Annotated in this window: 14 protein-coding genes; 3 read left to right on the top strand and 11 right to left on the bottom strand. The window is 66.8% G+C overall.

Annotated elements, in window-relative coordinates:
* Positions 1-2 precede the first annotated feature (2 nt).
* From ACO056_RS17020 to ACO056_RS16970, 11 genes are read right to left on the bottom strand one after another with little or no spacing between them, the layout of a single operon-like run.
* Positions 3-866 carry a hypothetical protein gene (locus ACO056_RS17020; RefSeq protein WP_421848947.1) on the bottom strand — a complete coding sequence of 288 codons (864 nt, stop codon included), beginning with the start codon at positions 864-866 and terminating at the stop codon, positions 3-5.
* Positions 863-2,965, bottom strand: a complete 2,103-nt coding sequence (gene gspD, locus ACO056_RS17015) for a type II secretion system secretin GspD (RefSeq protein WP_421848944.1) — start codon at positions 2,963-2,965, stop codon at positions 863-865. Before gspD ends, ACO056_RS17020 begins: the two co-directional genes overlap by 4 nt.
* A complete protein-coding gene (locus tag ACO056_RS17010) occupies positions 2,965-3,477 on the bottom strand; it encodes a hypothetical protein (protein ID WP_421848941.1) in 513 nt (170 codons plus the stop codon). Before ACO056_RS17010 ends, gspD begins: the two co-directional genes overlap by 1 nt.
* The gene (gene gspM / locus ACO056_RS17005) at positions 3,437-3,994 is read right to left on the bottom strand and encodes a type II secretion system protein GspM (RefSeq protein WP_421848938.1); all 558 of its coding nucleotides are present in this window, start codon (positions 3,992-3,994) and stop codon (positions 3,437-3,439) included. Before gspM ends, ACO056_RS17010 begins: the two co-directional genes overlap by 41 nt.
* Positions 3,991-5,028: a hypothetical protein gene (locus ACO056_RS17000; RefSeq protein ID WP_421848935.1), complete on the bottom strand. Its 1,038-nt coding sequence runs from the start codon at positions 5,026-5,028 to the stop codon at positions 3,991-3,993. The genes gspM and ACO056_RS17000 overlap by 4 nt, the downstream gene beginning before the upstream one ends.
* A complete protein-coding gene (locus ACO056_RS16995) occupies positions 5,025-5,720 on the bottom strand; it encodes a PulJ/GspJ family protein (RefSeq protein WP_421848931.1) in 696 nt (231 codons plus the stop codon). The genes ACO056_RS17000 and ACO056_RS16995 overlap by 4 nt, the downstream gene beginning before the upstream one ends.
* On the bottom strand, positions 5,717-6,091 hold the full coding sequence (locus ACO056_RS16990; protein WP_421848928.1) for a type IV pilus modification PilV family protein: 375 nt from the start codon (positions 6,089-6,091) through the stop codon (positions 5,717-5,719). Before ACO056_RS16990 ends, ACO056_RS16995 begins: the two co-directional genes overlap by 4 nt.
* A complete protein-coding gene (locus ACO056_RS16985) occupies positions 6,088-6,504 on the bottom strand; it encodes a pilus assembly FimT family protein (RefSeq protein ID WP_421848924.1) in 417 nt (138 codons plus the stop codon). Before ACO056_RS16985 ends, ACO056_RS16990 begins: the two co-directional genes overlap by 4 nt.
* On the bottom strand, positions 6,488-6,934 hold the full coding sequence (gene gspG / locus ACO056_RS16980; RefSeq protein ID WP_421848921.1) for a type II secretion system major pseudopilin GspG: 447 nt from the start codon (positions 6,932-6,934) through the stop codon (positions 6,488-6,490). The genes ACO056_RS16985 and gspG overlap by 17 nt, the downstream gene beginning before the upstream one ends.
* Positions 6,931-8,148: a type II secretion system F family protein gene (locus ACO056_RS16975; RefSeq protein ID WP_421848918.1), complete on the bottom strand. Its 1,218-nt coding sequence runs from the start codon at positions 8,146-8,148 to the stop codon at positions 6,931-6,933. Before ACO056_RS16975 ends, gspG begins: the two co-directional genes overlap by 4 nt.
* Positions 8,145-9,779, bottom strand: coding sequence for a GspE/PulE family protein (locus ACO056_RS16970; RefSeq protein ID WP_421848915.1), 1,635 nt, complete (start codon positions 9,777-9,779; stop codon positions 8,145-8,147). Before ACO056_RS16970 ends, ACO056_RS16975 begins: the two co-directional genes overlap by 4 nt.
* A gap of 581 nt (positions 9,780-10,360) precedes the next feature.
* Between ACO056_RS16970 and ACO056_RS16965 the strand changes: the two genes are divergently transcribed.
* The 3 genes from ACO056_RS16965 to ACO056_RS16955 all read left to right on the top strand — a co-directional run bounded on the left by ACO056_RS16965 (position 10,361) and on the right by ACO056_RS16955 (position 16,129).
* Entirely contained in the window at positions 10,361-12,445 is a 2,085-nt protein-coding gene (locus ACO056_RS16965) for a substrate-binding domain-containing protein (RefSeq protein WP_421848912.1), read from the top strand.
* Between the two features lie 224 nt (positions 12,446-12,669).
* A complete protein-coding gene (locus tag ACO056_RS16960) occupies positions 12,670-14,298 on the top strand; it encodes a ShlB/FhaC/HecB family hemolysin secretion/activation protein (RefSeq protein ID WP_421848909.1) in 1,629 nt (542 codons plus the stop codon).
* Between the two features lie 28 nt (positions 14,299-14,326).
* Positions 14,327-16,129: a DUF2341 domain-containing protein gene (locus tag ACO056_RS16955; RefSeq protein ID WP_421848906.1), complete on the top strand. Its 1,803-nt coding sequence runs from the start codon at positions 14,327-14,329 to the stop codon at positions 16,127-16,129.
* Positions 16,130-16,135: the final 6 nt, after the last annotated feature.

The raw sequence follows: 16,135 nt of genomic DNA, 5'->3' as shown, positions 1-16,135 counted from the left end.
GATCAGTTCCAGCTGCGGATCCGCCACAGCCGCGCGGTGCCTGAGACGACTTCCACTTCCGCCTCCCGGTGCGCAAAGGCGCCCTGGATTTCCGCATCGACCATCACCGTGAAGGGGCCCCGATCGAGCAGTTCCGTTTCGCTGAACGCGAGCGCGGTGCGGGCACCGGCTTGTTCGCGCGACTGGATCAGCGATGAGACGGCTTCACCGGCGGGGAGCATGACTGCCATCGCGCGGGGATCGGCGCGTGCAGGATCGAACGAGCGGGCGCCGGGCGAGACGGTGATGATCGGCGCGATCCTCGCGGCAAGCTGCGGTCCGATGCCGCGGATCCGCGCGAGTTCGGACGTGCTGCGCAGCGGGCCATTGCGCGGCGCGATGCCCGCGGCGGCGTAGTCTGCGGCTTCGGCGCCATCGGGCCGCGCCACATCGTCATCGTCGATCCAATCGAGCAGCGAATCCCGCGCCTGTGCCAGCGCGCTGCCTTCGAGGCCCTGTTGTTCGAGCAGGCGGACGAGCGTCGGCTCATCGATCGCGTTGATCGGGACTTTGCCGCGTTCGTAAACCAGCCGGATCTGCAGACGTGCGCCGTCGAACTCGGTTGTCCAGGGCCGTCCGTCGGCAATGGCGGCGGCTGTAGCATCGCCGTCGATCACGCGGTGAATGGCGAGCGCCGCCCCGGCATCGGCCGCCGCGACAGCCCGCGCCCGGGCAAGTTCGCCGCCGGTGCGGGCGATTGCCATGCGCGCCCAGTCCATCATCTCGAGCGAGAGCAGCGCCAGCACGGCCATGGCCGCGACCGCTGCGACCATCGCGTAGCCATCGGGCTCCGGTTCACCGGCTTCCGGCTGCCGGGTCCGGCTCACGGAATGGCGTTGCCCGAGCCGAAGGGGCGGACCATCCGCAGCTTGTTCCGCAGTTCCTCGGTGGCGGCGCGGCCCTCATCCGGATCGTGCAGCACGTGGGGTTTGAGCAGCACGATCAGCTCGGTGCGCTTCTGCACTTTCTGCTGATTGCCAAAGAGGCCGCCGAGCACCGGAATGCGCGAGACGAAGGGAATGCCGTTACGGATGTTCTGGGTGTTGTCGCGGAACAAGCCGCCGAGCGCGATCACCTGGTTGTCGGCCACGGCGACAGTGGTGGCGATGCGGCGGGTGGAGATCGTGGGCGATTGCTGCTGAGTTTGCGCGGAAGGCGCGGCATTGCTGATGTCGCTGACTTCCTGGCTGACATCGAGCTGGATCACGCCGCTGGCGTTGACGCGCGGGGTGATCTTGAGGATCACGCCGGTATCGCGGTATTCGATCGTGCTCACCACAGAATTGGTGTTGGTGAGGTTCGTGGCGGTGCCGGTCGAGATCGGCACCTGATCACCCACCTGCAGCGCGGCGGTCTGGTTGTTGAGCACCAGCAGCTTGGGCGCGGAGACCACCTTCACGCTGGTCCGCTGCTCGAGCGCCTTGAGCGAGGCCGAGATGCTGCTGCCGGTATAGGCATAGCTGAACGTGGTGGCCCCGCCCGGTGCGGTGCTGGCAGTGCCGACGCCGAGGCTGTTGCCATTGCTGTTGAAGTTCCACTGCACGCCGAAGCCGAGATCGTCGTTGAGGCCGACCTCGGTGATCGCCGCTTCGATCAGCACCTGAGTGGGCGGCAGATCGAGCTTGCGCAGCGCGTCCTCGATCACCGCGTATTGGCGCGGGACGGCATAGACGAGCACCGCGTTGTTCGTTTCATCGGCTGTGACGCGGGTGGCCTGCGCGGCTTGAGGGGCACCTGACGTGGCCGAGGGCGCATTGCCATTGCGCGGTTCGGGCGGGGGCGGAGGGGGCCCGAAGCCGCCGGACTGCTGGGAAGATGGCTCCGCGCCGGTGCCATAGGGCGCATCCGCGCCGCCGTTCTGCCCGCCGATACCAGCACCGACCCCGCCGCCGAAGGCCATGTTGATCGTGCGCGTGAGATCACGGGCGCGGCCATTTTGCACGCGGTAGACGAAGATGCGCGGCTCGGCGCTTTCGCCTTCGCGGTCGAGGATTTCGACCCAGCGCTGCACATCGATGAGGTACTGCGGCTGCATGGAGATTGCGAGGATGCCGTTGACCTGGTCCATCGCGATCAGGCGGACGAGGCCGTGCGTAGGCGAATCCGATGCGTTGATCAGCTTGTCGAGCGAGGGCACGATCAGCCGCGCATCGGTGCGGTGCGGAACATAGAGCGCGAAGCTGGTGTTGCGCAGCCAATCGACGTCAAACTGCTTGAGGAGATCGCGCGCGCTGCCGCGCTGCCCGGTCGTGCCGGTGATGGTGATGGACCCGGTCGCCGGATTTGTGGCGGAGACGACCCCCGGCAGCACGGTATCGAGCACCTTGCGCACTTCATCGGTATTGATGAAGCGCACGGTGATCACTTCGCTGCCGAACCCGGCAACATCGGCCCCGACCGGCGCGTTGGCAGAGGCGACGGGCTGGATTTCGAAGCCGCCGACGACCGGGACCAGTGCGAGGTTGGAGGCGCGCAGTGCCTCTTCGAGCATGGGCAGCAGCGCATGGCGCGCCACTGGATAGGGGGTGACGAACGAGACAGTACCCGAAACGCCCTCCGCGATCGTGTAGTTGCGGTGGAGCAGATCGCCCAGCACGGTGCGGGCAACCACCGCGACGTCAACCGCTGGCAGATTGAGCGTGATATCGCCATGCGCGGGCGGCTTGGCGACCGGGCGGGCGGCGACCGGAGCAGGGGCCTCGCCCGCGAGGATCGTGGTGCGCACCTGGGCGCCGGACGGCAGGGCAATCGCCGGGGTCTGCGGAATCTCCGGGGCCGCCATGTGCTGCTGCTCGCCGGTCTGGTGGCCGAAGGCGGGCATGGGGAGAGCCGGCGCTCCATGCTGGTCGAGCGGCATCGACGCGCCCGGTGCGGCGATGACCGGCAGAGCAAAGGCGGCTGCGAAGGGCGACAGGATGCGAGTCATTATTGGTCTTCCGAAGCGGGAGAAAGGGGCGTCATGCGGCTGCCGAAGGGCACGCTCAGCGAACCGGCGGGGCCGGAAAGCCGCGCCGCTGAAGGCGTGAGCGCGACGAGATTCCAGCTGCCGAGGCGGCTGCCGACACCGGCGTAGGAAATCCGCCCGTCCGGCCACTGGACGATGGCACGCATGGCAGGACCGACGCGCACGGTTCCGGCGATGCGGATGCCGCCGAGCGGATCGGCCGCAGCGCTCTGCGCGCCGCCCGCAGCACCGCTGGCGCCGCCGGGCGCGAACAGCGCGCGCTGCGCCAGTACCGGCGGCAGGCCGACCTGCGGCGGTGGCTGCGGCACCGGCGGCAAGGCAAGCCGGGCGACGGCAGCGCGCGTAATCGGCGCAAGGTCCTGCGGGAGCGCGAACTGCACCGCGGCCAGCACGCCCAGCACCGGGACGAGCATGGCCGGCAGACGTGCCGGACTACCGCGACGCGGCCAGGCGAACGGGAAGAGAGGCTTCAAGCTGGACATCCAGTGCAGAGGCGCGGCCGGTGACGAGGGATTCCTCGCCAGAGACCACGAGCGAAGTGATGACGACCGCGGGCCGGGCATTCTGCACGAGCACGAGGAAGCGGTTGAGCTGATCGGGTGAAAGCCGGGCGCGCAGGCGGCATGCGACGCGGGCGCGCGTGCCGGGCAGGTCCTCGGCGCCGCGGAATGAACCGCCGGTCTGGACGAGCGCGGCCTGCAGCCGGTCGCGCAGGATGGCGGCGGCTGTCGCTGTATCGGGCGCGATCTGGATCACGGCGCCAAGCGCGCGGCCCCGCGCTTCGGCAGCAGTGCGCAGGCGCGGCACGGCGGCGATCAGGCGGTCGTTGGCAGCAACCCGGGCCGCGAGATCGGCGCGCTGCGCGCTGCGCTCGGCAAACCCGCGCACGAAGGGCGCCGCCACGAGCAGCCAGAGCGCGCCGATCACCGCAACGAGGATGAGGAGCGCGACGAGGCGGGCCTCGCGCGGGGAAAGCGTGCGTCCGGTCATGGTCTGGCCTTCCCGGCGCCCGGGGCGCTCACCACGATGTCGAAGGGGACGCCGAGCGGCGTACCAGCGGCTTCCGCGCCGCTTTCGCCCGCGCTGTCGGCATAGCGAACGGTGACGAACCCGGCCTTGCGCAGGGCCCCTGCAACATCGGACTGGGGCGGGCGCATGCCTGCAAGATGCAGCGCGGTGTCCTGCCAGCCCCAGCGCTGCAGCCAGACCCCCGGCGGCAGCGCGGCAGCGACTCTGCCCATGAGCGCAAGCGGCTCGCCCGCCTTGCGCTCGGCAGTTACCGAGCCGGCCAGCGCAGTATCGGCGCGGATGCGGCCGTTGATGCGGCGCGCAACGGTGAGCGCGGGTTGCTGCTGTTCGATCACGTCATTGAGGCGTTCGATCGCCGCCACATCGCGCCAGACGATCAGCGCGAGGTTCAGCGCGAAGAGCGCGGCCACGATCGTCCACCACAGCCGGGCACGGGCCGCTTCATCAGGAACGAGCCCGGCGCGGGCGAGCGCGGGCAGCAGATCGATGGCGCCGCCATCAGGCAGCGGCGCGAGCACGGCGACGGGAGGCGTTGGCCAATCCGCGATGGCCGCTGCGAGCGTGCGCGCGGCATCGGGGGACAGGCCGGCAATCGTGGTGAGGCGGCGGCCGCCGGACGCCTTGGCAGCCCCCCCGCCCGTTTCGGGCACGGCGGCGATCACGGCTGCCATGCCCGGCGGGAACGGCATCAGCCGGTCCGCTTCGAGCCGGACCATCGCATCGAGCGCGCGGGGCGCCACGGCGGGGAGCTCGACTTCGCGCACGAGCGCAAGGCCCGGCGGCAGCAGCACGGTCCAGGGCTTGCTGCGCGGTGGTTCGGGCGCGAATGAGGCCGGGCCGGGCGCATAATCCACCGCGCTCGCCGCAGGCTGCATCGCCTCCGCCAGACGCGCCGGAACCATGGCGCGAAGCTGGCCCAGCCACCAGCGGGTCCCATCAGCGATCCATCCGCCGACGGTCTGCATGTCCGCATCGAGAATGCCGCGTCCGCTCATGCCGGGTCTCCACAGGGTGCGCTGCCGAGGACGCGCGGGCACTCGTCCGGTGCGACGGCGCGGGGATGGACGATGAGATCGACCCAGCTCCGCCGGTCGCCTTCGGGGAAGCGGACGATGATCCGCACCAAGAGCGGCAGCGCGCGCCGCGTGGTCCATTGCCGCTGCCACACTCGGCCAGAGCCAGATAAAGTGCCGGGGGCGGATGCCGTGCCGAAATAGGCGAGTTCGAGATCGGTGGTGCCGTCCAGCAGCGGGATCGCGCTCCAGCCGGCGAGGCTGGTGGAGCGGTCATCTGCCAACGGATCGAGGCTGCTGCGATGATAGAGCGAGACCCGGCCATCGCCCGAGCGGGCGAGGCGATAGCGCCACAGCGCATCGGGTGCAGCGGCGTCCACCGGCGTGCCGACCCAGTCCATCACCGCGCTCTGGCCGCGAAAATCGACCGCCGAACCGGGATTTTGCGGATCGGGTGCGGGCAGGATCCGTTCGAGCCGTTCGCGCAAGGCGAGCTGCGCGCCCGCGATCTGCGCCAGCGCATGGGTTGAGGCGCGCCCGGTGTGGACGACCCCCTCGATGCGCCCGACCGCTGTCGCCAGCAGCAGCGCGGTGAAGCCGGTGACGGCCAGCGCGACCAGCATCTCGACCAGCGAGAACCCGCTTTCGCGGCTGTCAGGCAGGGTGGTGATCATAGCCGGACGCGCACGCTCTTGAGCGTGACCAGCGGCGTTTTTCCGTCGCTCGAAACGGTGACGACGACGTCTTCGAGGTTCACGCGGTCCAGCGGATCGGAGAGGCCATGGGGCTCGTGCGCGACTTGCCAGCCAAAGCCCTGATCGCGGCCGGAGGGTGTGTCATCGCCGCCCATCGCGCGGTCGAGTGCAGAGCGGGCGACCATGACCGCGAGCGAGCGGCGGCTGGCCGCGCCTTCCAGCTGCGCGTCCTGCACCAGCGTGGAAAGAAACGCGGTGACCGCCGCAGCCGTGATCGCCAGCGCAACCAGCGCTTCGACGAGCGAGAAGCCCGCTTCGCCGGGGGCAGGACGGATGGTGGCGGGCTTCATGGCTGCGCAATCGGATCGACAGTGCGCGTGGCGGTGCCTGCGCTGATCGCCAGCGCATCGCCGCGCGCCGATCCATCAGGGTAGTAGGCGGGCTTCCGCGCGGGCCAATCGACGCGCGCGCCGGCTGGAAGCCTGGCCACGATCTGGCCGTTGGCAAGGAGCACGTCAGTCGCGGAGGCATCGGGACCGAGCTGGACCACATGGCCGCGAGTGAGCGCCTCGACGCGCGCGCTGACGATGGCGACGGCCACGGCGCGCGCGGCGTGATCGAGCGTGCGCCGCGTGTTCACGCGGTACAACTCGGGAAACGCGATCCCGGCGGCGAGGCTCATGATCGCGACCGCCACGAGCAGCTCGAACAGTGTGAATCCGGCATCGATGCGGCGCGGCAAAAGGCTACCAGTTGCCGACATCTTTCGCCTCGCCGGTTCCGCCGACTGCGTTGTCGGAGCCAAGGGAGAACACGTCCACCTCGCCGTGCTCGCCCGGCACCTTGAACTGATAGGGGTGGCCCCAGGGATCGTTCAGCGCGGCGCTTTCTGCGATATATGGCCCGTTCCATTCGGGATGCCCGGCCGGAGCCTGCACGAGCGCCTTGAGCCCTTCCTCCGCTGTCGGGAAGCTGCCCATGTCGAGCCGATACAGCTGCAGCGAGGCGGAGATGTTGCGCGCCTGGACGTGCGCGGCCTCGCTGCGAGAAGTGCCGAGGTAGCGAATGACTTGCGGGCCGACGATGGCCGCGAGCAGGCCGAGAATGGCAAGCACGACCAGCAGTTCGAGCAAGGTGAAGCCGTTGGCACGTGCGGCGGCCGCGTGGCGACGGGCGGGAGGTGTGCTTTTCATGGTTGTGCAACTGCCAGTTCGTTGAAGCCGAGGATGGCGGACATCACCGCGGCGATGATGCCCGCAACAGATGCGCCGAGAATGACGGTGATCGCCGGGGTCAGCACGGCGACGAGCCGCTCAAGGCGCGTCTGCACGTCTGAATCGAGGACCTCGGCGAGCCGGGAGAGCATCAGCGCGAGCTGCGAGGCTTCCTCGCCCGTGCGCAGGAACGCGACTGCCATGCGCGGCAGGACGCCCGCCTGCGCGAGCGGTGCGGCAAGGCCGCCACCTTCGCGCAAGGTCGCCACGACACCGTCGAGCGCTTCGCCCATCACGCTGTTCGCCACGGTGCGGCGGGCGAGCGCCATGGCTTGCGGCAGCGGCACCCCGCCTTCGACGAGCGCGCCGAGGGTATGCGCAAAGCGCGCTGTTTCGATCCGCCGGACAAGCTCCCCCACCAATGGCAGGGCAAGCACCGTACGGTCGAAGCTGCGCCGCACGGCCGGGCTATGCCGCAGCCGCATGATCGCAAGCACGAGCATTGCCGCGAATAGCAAGAGCGCCGGCCACCACTCGCGCAGGGCCCGGCTCAGCGCCATGATCATCAGCGTTGCCCAGGGCAGGTCGCCTTGCGCCGTTGCCAGCATCGTCTCGAACTGGGGGACGACGAACAGCAGCATCAGCGCGATGACGCCGATCGCAATGACGAGCAGCGCCGCCGGATAGATCAGCGCCGAGATGATCGTGCGCCGCAGGTTCGCCGCCTGCTTCAGCATCACCGCGAGCCGGTCCAGCGCATCGCCGAGCCGACCGCTGGCTTCCCCGGCTTCGGCCATGGCGGAATCGGCGGGGCTAAACAGCGCGGGATGATCGAGCATTGCGCGCGAAAGGGGCGCGCCTTCGCGGACCGACTGGAGCAGGGCGGCAAGCGCGCGGGAAGCTGCGGGATCCTCGATATTGTCGATGGCGAGCGCCAGCGCGCGGTCGAGCGGCAGGCCTGCCTTGAGCAGAACGGCCAGTTCGCCGATCAGTTGCAGCTCGATTTGCGCCGAAGCGCGCCGCGTCCGGCTTTCGCCCGCCGCCTGTCCGGGCTCAAGCGAGACGACGAACTGCCCGCGAGCGCGCAGGGCCTGCACCGCATCGGCAGCGCTTGCCGCCTGCACTTCACCCGAAGTCGGCGTGCCGCCAGCCGCGCTGACGACGCGGTAGCGAAAGGCGGTGACGGTGCTCATTCCGCGAAGCTCACGCGCAGGACTTCCTCGATGCTGGTGAGGCCCTGCGCCGCCTTGCGGTAGCCGTCAGCCATGAGGCTGTGGCGGCCCTGCCGATCGGCCGCTGCTTCGATCGCTGCGGCATCGTTGTTCTGCAGGATCAGGCGTTGCACCTCGGGCGTGATCGGCAGGTATTCGAACAGCGCAATCCGGCCGGCATAGCCGGTGTGCTGGCACTGGGGGCAGCCCGCGGCCTGATAGAATGTGCCGTGCTCCACGCCCGCCGCGGCGAGCAGCGCCGGATCGGGCGCATGGGGAACGCGGCAATGCGGGCACAGGCGGCGCACAAGCCGCTGCGCCATCACGCCGGCCAGCACCGAAGCGAGCAGGAACGGCTCGATCCCCATGTCGGCAAGGCGTCCTATCGCCCCGGCGGCAGTATTGGTGTGGAGCGTCGAAAGGATCATGTGCCCGGTCAGCGCCGCGCGCACGGCAATGCGTGCGGTCTCCCCGTCGCGGATTTCGCCGACCATGATGATGTCGGGATCCTGGCGCAGGAACGAGCGCAACGCGCCCGCGAAGCTGTAACCGATGGCCGGTTGTACTTGCGACTGGATGACGCCGGGCAGCCGGTACTCGATGGGATCCTCGATGGTGAGGAGCTTGCGCTTTACACCGTTCAGTTCGGCGAGCGCAGCATAGAGCGTGGTCGTCTTGCCGCTGCCGGTCGGCCCGGTCACGAGGACGATGCCGTGCGGGCGGTGGAGCACGGTGCGCCATTGCTGCGCCAATGCCTCGTCAAAGCCGAGTGCAGCAAAATCGAGCGCGAGATTGCTGCGATCGAGAATGCGCATCACCACGCTTTCGCCGTGGATCGAAGGTGCGGTAGCCACGCGCAGATCGATCTGGTGGCCGCGTACGGCAAGCCGCAGCCGTCCGTCCTGCGGCAGGCGCCGCTCCGCGATGTCGAGCCCGGCCATGACCTTGATGCGCGCAACCGCGCTGCTCCTGAGCGCGGCCGGGAGCCGATCGGCCTCCCGCAGTTCGCCGTCGATGCGGAACCGCACGGACAAGTCGTCTTCGGAAGGCTCGAGGTGAATGTCGGATGCGCGCTGGTCGACCGCCGAGGAAATGAGCCGGTTCACCGCGCGAATCGCCGGAGCATCGCTGACGAGATCGCGCAGCCGCTCCATCGCCTCGCCATCGACCACGGCAGCTGCCTCGTCGTCAGCGGCAGCGCTTTCCGATCCGGCGGCGAGCTTCTCGATCAGGGCGTCGATATCGGTGGCGCGGACCAGCACACTCACCACCGGGCGGTGCCACGCGCTGGCGAAGGCGGCTTCCACGAATGGGTCGAACGGATCGGCGACAGCCACCGTGACAGCGGCGTCGCTGCACGCAATCGCGACCGCGCGAATGTCGCGCAGGAACGCAAGCGGCATCGGCGGTTCGGAGGCCAGCGCGCGTTCGGGCGCGGGGACGACCGCGAGCCCCGTGGCGCGTGCGAGCGCATCCTGAAGCGCCTGTTCGCTGACCATGCCGAGCCGCGTGGCGATGACTTCGATGGGTTCGCCGCTGGTGCGGTGTACGGCCTCGATTCGCGCAAGAGCATCTTCTGAAAGAAGACTGCTTTGCGCGAGAAAACGCGACATGGATGGACGGAGGGAATCGGCACGGGTTTCGGGCAGCCCTTCAGCCCGCGCGCTCGCTTGCTTTAACGATTGAAAAAGCAAAGGAATGTCCCCGAAATACTGCAGCAGTATGCCCCACGCCGAAGCGAGGCGCGGCCCCGAACGGCGGTATGTGCGCGTATTTAGACATTCCCGTTACAATATGGACTTTTCGCCCGCCGTTATTTTATCCCACTGATCGTAAACAGGATTACTGGAATATATTCTTACTTTGACAGAATTTAGACCAATCCTGATCGGTTCAGAATCAGCCGAATTAATCACATTTCTGTAATTTTGGCTCGCTATCGGGGGTGCACCGGAACTCATCTCGTTTCGGTTAAGGGGGAATCAGGTTTTAAACAGCTTGCGGCGAATGCACGCCATCTGTTCGTACAGCGATGTATGAACGGAAGCGCTGGCGTTCACCTTGGCTATTCAAGATCACAAGTTTCCGGGGTCAGGTAATTGCAAGTAAACTTCGTAACATGCGAAGTTTACCGGTGATCTGGCCACGCTGATCGACCCATTTTGCTCGTATTCGTCTTTGGAAGGAAGATCCAATGTTGAAGCTCAAGTATTCGCTTCTGTCAGCGACGGTTGTTGCCGGTCTCGTTGCGACCCCCGCTCACGCGGCTCTCCCGCCGTTCACGCCGGCCCTGCCGGTTCTGCCTGCCGCTGGCCCGAACGACGGCGATGCATCGATCCACGGTGTCGGCGCGACCTCGATCCAGAACGTCCTTGTTCGCGAGATGAACTGCGTCGGCATCGACCACAAGCGCGGTGACGGTCAGCCGGGTCAGGCTGGCGCTGCCGGTGCGACCGGCTCGCTGAAGTCCGTTCCGGCAGGCAGCTACAACCCGACTGTCGCATCGGCGACCAACCCCGCGCTCAATTGCTCGGTTGCGGATACCTCGACTTCTTCGACCAACATCCAGCCGCTGTTCCAGGGCAAGTATGTCGGCGCAGGCTCGGGCTTTGGCCGCAAGATGTGGCGTCAGTACAAGGACAACTTCGACGGTTCGCCGACGAACGGCACGACCCACGTGTTCAACCCGTTCAACACGGTCGGTGAAAACACCGCCTCGCCGGATGCGCGCTGGAGCCACGTGCAGTTCGCGTTCTCGGATACCCCGATCGCGCCTTCGGACCTCGGTGAATACAACAACGGCGGTACCGACTCGGTGACCGGCACGTTCACCGGCGCGGCTGGTTCGGCCGGCGCTGCGGTGCAGTTCCCGCTGTTCGTCCTGCCGATCGCGGTCGCGTTCAACTCGGTTTACGGCCTCAATGCCAGCAACCAGCCGATGACCTTCAACGGCCAGATCGACGCCGCGTTCAACGGCACGACCTACAAGACCGTGCGTCTGAGCCGTCAGGCCTACTGCGGCATCTTCAACGGTGCGATCACCAACTGGAACGATCCGATCCTCCAGGCGCTGAACAAGAAGATCGCGCTGTTCGACACCGTGAACGACACCAAGGCCCGCTGGACCGCCGATGGTGCTCCGATCCGTCTGATCGGCCGCCTCGACAACTCGGGCTCGACCGACGTGTTCTCGCGGCACCTGTCCGCGGTCTGCAGCCTCGCAGGCAACATGCCCACCGGCAAGACCAACGTCTTCGCCCGCGCTGCTGAAAACCTGCCTTACAAGGCTTCGGCGAACGGCAACCTCGACTTCACGGTCGTGCGTGAAGACACCAACTACAAGCCCGGTTCGGCGCAGACCAAGTTTGCCGGCGATACCAACCTGGTTTCAGGCGACTACTTCGACGGCACTTCGGTCCAGCACATCGGTGGCGCCACGACGCCTTCGGCTGCGCCGACCGGTTCGCAGGGTTCGGGCCTGTTCATCGTCACCAACGGTGGCGGCAACGTCGCGAAGTTCATCGGTCTTGCGCCGGACTACGCGCTGAATGGCGTGCTGCTCAACGGCAAGGTCGGTTACGTCTCGGCTGACGCGATCAAGCCTTCGCCGGATGCTCCGGCCGCTGCGGTCGGTTCGGTCATCGGCGCTTCGCTGCAGGTTGGCACCACGGTCCTCTACGCTCAGCCGTCGGTCGCCAAGGCGGTTCAGGCATTTGGTGCTGCTGCCACGCAGATCCTGCCGCCCGAATCGGACTCGACCGGTGCCTACACGCCGGGCGACACCCGCCTTGTGCGCAACGCTGCCGGTGCTTCGGTGGCCGCTACCCGCGACAACCCGATTGCCTGGACGGACGTGCTCTACAGCGGTTCGAACTCGCTGGCCGCTCCTGCCGACGGTTATCCGATGGTCGGCACCACGCAGTTCTTCGGCTACACCTGCTACACCGCGACCAACCGCCAGCAGATCGTGAATCTGCTCGGTCTCGCGCTCGGCGGCGTGAAGAAGAACTCGGCATACGGCGCGGTCAATCCCAACACGTTCAAGGGCACAAGCCCCGCGAACTTCGGGATCTTCTCGTCGGGCAACATCGGGATCGTTCCGCTCGCGTGGCAGACCGCCATCATCCAGACCTTCTTGTCCAAGTCGGCGGTCAGCGCCGACCTGGCTGCGAAGAACCTGTACATTCAGGATGTGGTGGAACTCGCCAAGTCGACCCGCGCCACCCCGACTCCGACTTCGAACGCCAACCCGGCCTGCGCCACCCTTCCGGGTGCCTGATCCGGCGAAGTGATGGCCTGATGGCCGTTTAATGAAGGGTCGCGAATGTTAATTCGCGACCCTTTTTAAATACTTGCACTGTTCTCGGACACTGCTGGCAGGCTGCCATCAGTGACTCTGTAACACTGCTTACACACAGCGCTGCCAATGCGCTCTACGGGGCCTAGGGGGCACTTATCTCAATGCGCGACTTTTGCAGGCTGTTGCTAACGGCGTGCGCGGTTGTGCCGGCAGCAGGGTCGGCGCAACGCGCCTGGGCCGATGAAGCCGGGGTTCAGGCGGTGCCGCCGCAGGCCGAAGCTGCGCCAGATACGTTTTTCATCCAGGCCTTTGATATTTCTGGCGTCTCGCACCTCACGCAGGATGAGGTTGAGCGCGTTGTCTATCGATTTTCCGGCCCTGGGCGGACAAAGGACGATGTCGAGGCCGCACGCAAGGCGATCCAGGACGCCTATGCCAAGAAGGGCCTCGAAGCCGTCGTCGTCGAAGTGCCGGTGCAGGATCGCGATTCGTTCGCGCAAGGCATCGTCCAGATCGCCGTGGCCGAAGCGCCGGCCGGTTTGATCCGCGTTGTCGATGCCAAATACCACTCGCTTTGGGTTGCGCGCCAGCAGGTGCCATCGCTCAAGGAAGGCAAACCGATCGATTTCAAGGCGTTGCAAGGCGACCTCGCGATCGCGAACCGCTTTCCCGACCGGTCGATCAATCCCGAATTCAAGCCCGGACGCATCCCCGGCACGGTCGATGTCGATTTGCGCATGACCGATGAGCGCCCGCTCCACGCCTCGGTCGATTTCAACAACGACGCCAGCCCCAACACTTCGCCGCTGCGGACTTCTGCGAGCGTGCGTTACACGAACCTCTGGCAGGCCGGGCACAGCTTCGCCTTCACCTATATCGTCGCCCCACAGAACCGCGCCGAGACCGAGGTCTTCTCAGCTTCGTACACGGTGCCGCTGCTCTCCGCGCCGTGGTCGTTCTCGCTTTCGGGCTACCATTCGAACAGCAACGTGGCAGCGGCAGGCGGATCGGCGGTGCTCGGCAAGGGCTATCAGATCGGGCTGCGCGCGATCTGGCAGCTGCCCGCCAGCCGCACCGTGCAGACGATCAGCTTCGGCCCCGATTTCAAGAGCTTTGAGCAGAAGATCCTGGTCGGCTCGACCCTCGCGAATTCCTCGCCGATCCGCTACATCCCCTTCGAGGTGGCCTATTCGCTCGCCGGTGGAAGCGACCGTTCGAGCTATCAGGTGGGGCTTGCGGCCACGGTCGGCCTGCGCACGATCAAGGGCGAGGTATGCATCGTCGTTTCGGGTATTTGCGTGCCCGCGGACAGCTTCCAGAACCGGGAGCAGTTCTCCTACGAGAACTTCGCGCACGTCAATCTGAACCTCCAATACACCCGCAACCTCACGAGCGACATCGAGGCCGACCTGCGGCTCGCCGGCCAGATTTCCGATTCGCACCTCATCACCAACGAGCAGTTTGCCGCCGGCGGCCTGCATTCGGTGCGCGGTTACTATTCGGCTGAAGCGGTGGGTGATGACGGCGTATCGACCAACCTCGAAGTGCGCCTGCCCAGCCTCGCCAACTGGCTCGCCGGGCGCGGATCGCTGTTTTCGTGGCTGAACGACGCCCGGTTCTACGGCTTTGCCGATACCGCCAACCTTTACATCCGCAATGCCACGTCCGGCCAGACATCTGCGTTCCACCTGGTGGGCGTGGGCGGGGGCCTGCGCTGGCGCATGTTCGACAAGATCTCTGGCGAGCTGGTGGGCGCGGTGCCGCTGACGAACGGCTCCGTTACCCGGCGCGGACGCCCGCGCGTGAGCTTTGAGATGAGGGGAGAATTCTGACGTGACTTCGACTTTTGGGGGACCGTCGATGCTTCGGCGGATATCGCTATCTGCGGTGGCGCTGCTTGCCATCCTGCTCGGCTTCGTTGCTGCCGCCGCGCCCGCGCGGGCGGCCAGCGATGCCTGGTGGAACAAGGAATGGAGCTACCGCAAGGCGGTGTCGGTCGACCTGTCGCCGTCCGGCGTAAACGTCAGCGGCCCGGTTGGCCGCACGGTCGTGCTGGTCCGCCTCCATTCGGGCAACTTCACCTTCACCGATGCGATGCCGAACGGCGCCGACCTGCGCCTTGTCGATAGCGACAACAAGACCCCGCTGCCGTTCCATGTCGAACGCTTCGATGCGACGACAGGGATCGCGGCGGTCTGGGTTTCGGTGCCCAACCTCAATGGCGGCGAGAAGCGCACGATCTGGCTCTATTTCGGCAACAAGAGCGCGCCCGTCGGCGCGGACGAAAAGGGCACCTTCGATCCCGACACGATGGCTGCATGGCACTTTGCGGAAAAGCCCGGCCAGCCGAGCGCTGACAGCACGGCCAATGCAAACGGCGCCAAGGCCGCGCCTGCCGGGATCGACGATGGCGGCATCATTGGCGGTGCTGCGCGTTTCCCCGGCCAGGGTCAGCTCGAAATCGCGGCCTCCGGTTCGCTGGCGATGCCCGCGGCTGCGCCTTTCACGTTCACCGCATGGGTCAAGCCGGACAACCTTGCCGGCACGCAGGCGCTGTTTTCGCGCGGCGGGTTCACCATCGGCCTCAACGCCGGCGTACCCTTCGCGCAAGGGCCGGGCGTTTCCGTGCAGGCCAAGACAGCGCTGAAACAGGGCGACTGGAGCCATGTGGCGTTCGTCGCCGACGGGCAGAACCTGCGACTCTACGTCGGCGGTGTCGAACAGGGCACTGCGGCCGGCGCGATGGCGGCCCTCGATGGTTCGATCTTCCTCGGCGGTGCAACCGGACAGCCCTTCACCGGCGAACTCGATGAAGTTCGCCTTGCCAAGACCGCGCGCCCGGCAGCGATGATCCTTGCCATGGCGCAGGCCGAAGGGCCGGGTGGCAAGCTGGTTTCGGTGAGCGAGACCGCCGAGAAGCAAAGCTCGGGCGGCGGCGTGCTCTACTTCATTGTCAGCAAGCTCGAGCCGATCGACCAGGGTGTCGTCGGGCTGTGCCTGCTGCTGTTGTCCTCGGCGATCGCGCTGATGGTGAACAAGGTCCGCTACCTCAACCGCTCGGACAAGAACAACGCCGACTTCATGAACGTGTTCCGTTCGCTGGGCGACGATCTCGTGCCGCTCGACGAAGTCGATGGGCTCGATCCGGCGCGGGCCAAACGTCTGGCGGGTTCACCCCTCGGCCGCATCTATACGAGCGGTGTTGAGGAACTGCAGGTGCGCAAGCGGCGCTGGGGCAGCCAGCCGCTGTCGAGCGAGGCCATCAGCGCGATGCACGCGGCCGCTTCGGCGGTGGTGGTCGAGGAAAACCAGAAGCTCGACAAGCTGATGGTGATTTTGACGATCGCGATCTCGGGCGGCCCGTTCATCGGGCTGCTCGGCACCGTCATCGGCGTCATGACCGTCTTCGGCGGCGTGGCGATGGCAGGCGACGTGAACGTGAACGCGATCGCGCCGGGTATCGCGGCAGCGCTGCTTGCCACGATCGCCGGCCTCGCCTGCGCGATCCCCTCGCTGTTCGGATACAACTACCTGAACGGCCGGATCACCACGGTGGCCGATCAGATGCGTGTGTTCATCGAGCAGTTGATCACTCGCCTCGCCGAGATCCAGCGCGATGAGGCGACCGAAAACGAGATGATGTCGGCAGCGGCTGCCTACTGATGCGCC

It is taken from the genome of Novosphingobium sp., assembly GCF_965228995.1.
GTDB lineage: Bacteria > Pseudomonadota > Alphaproteobacteria > Sphingomonadales > Sphingomonadaceae > Novosphingobium.
This window is presented reverse-complemented; position numbering and strand designations above follow the sequence as displayed.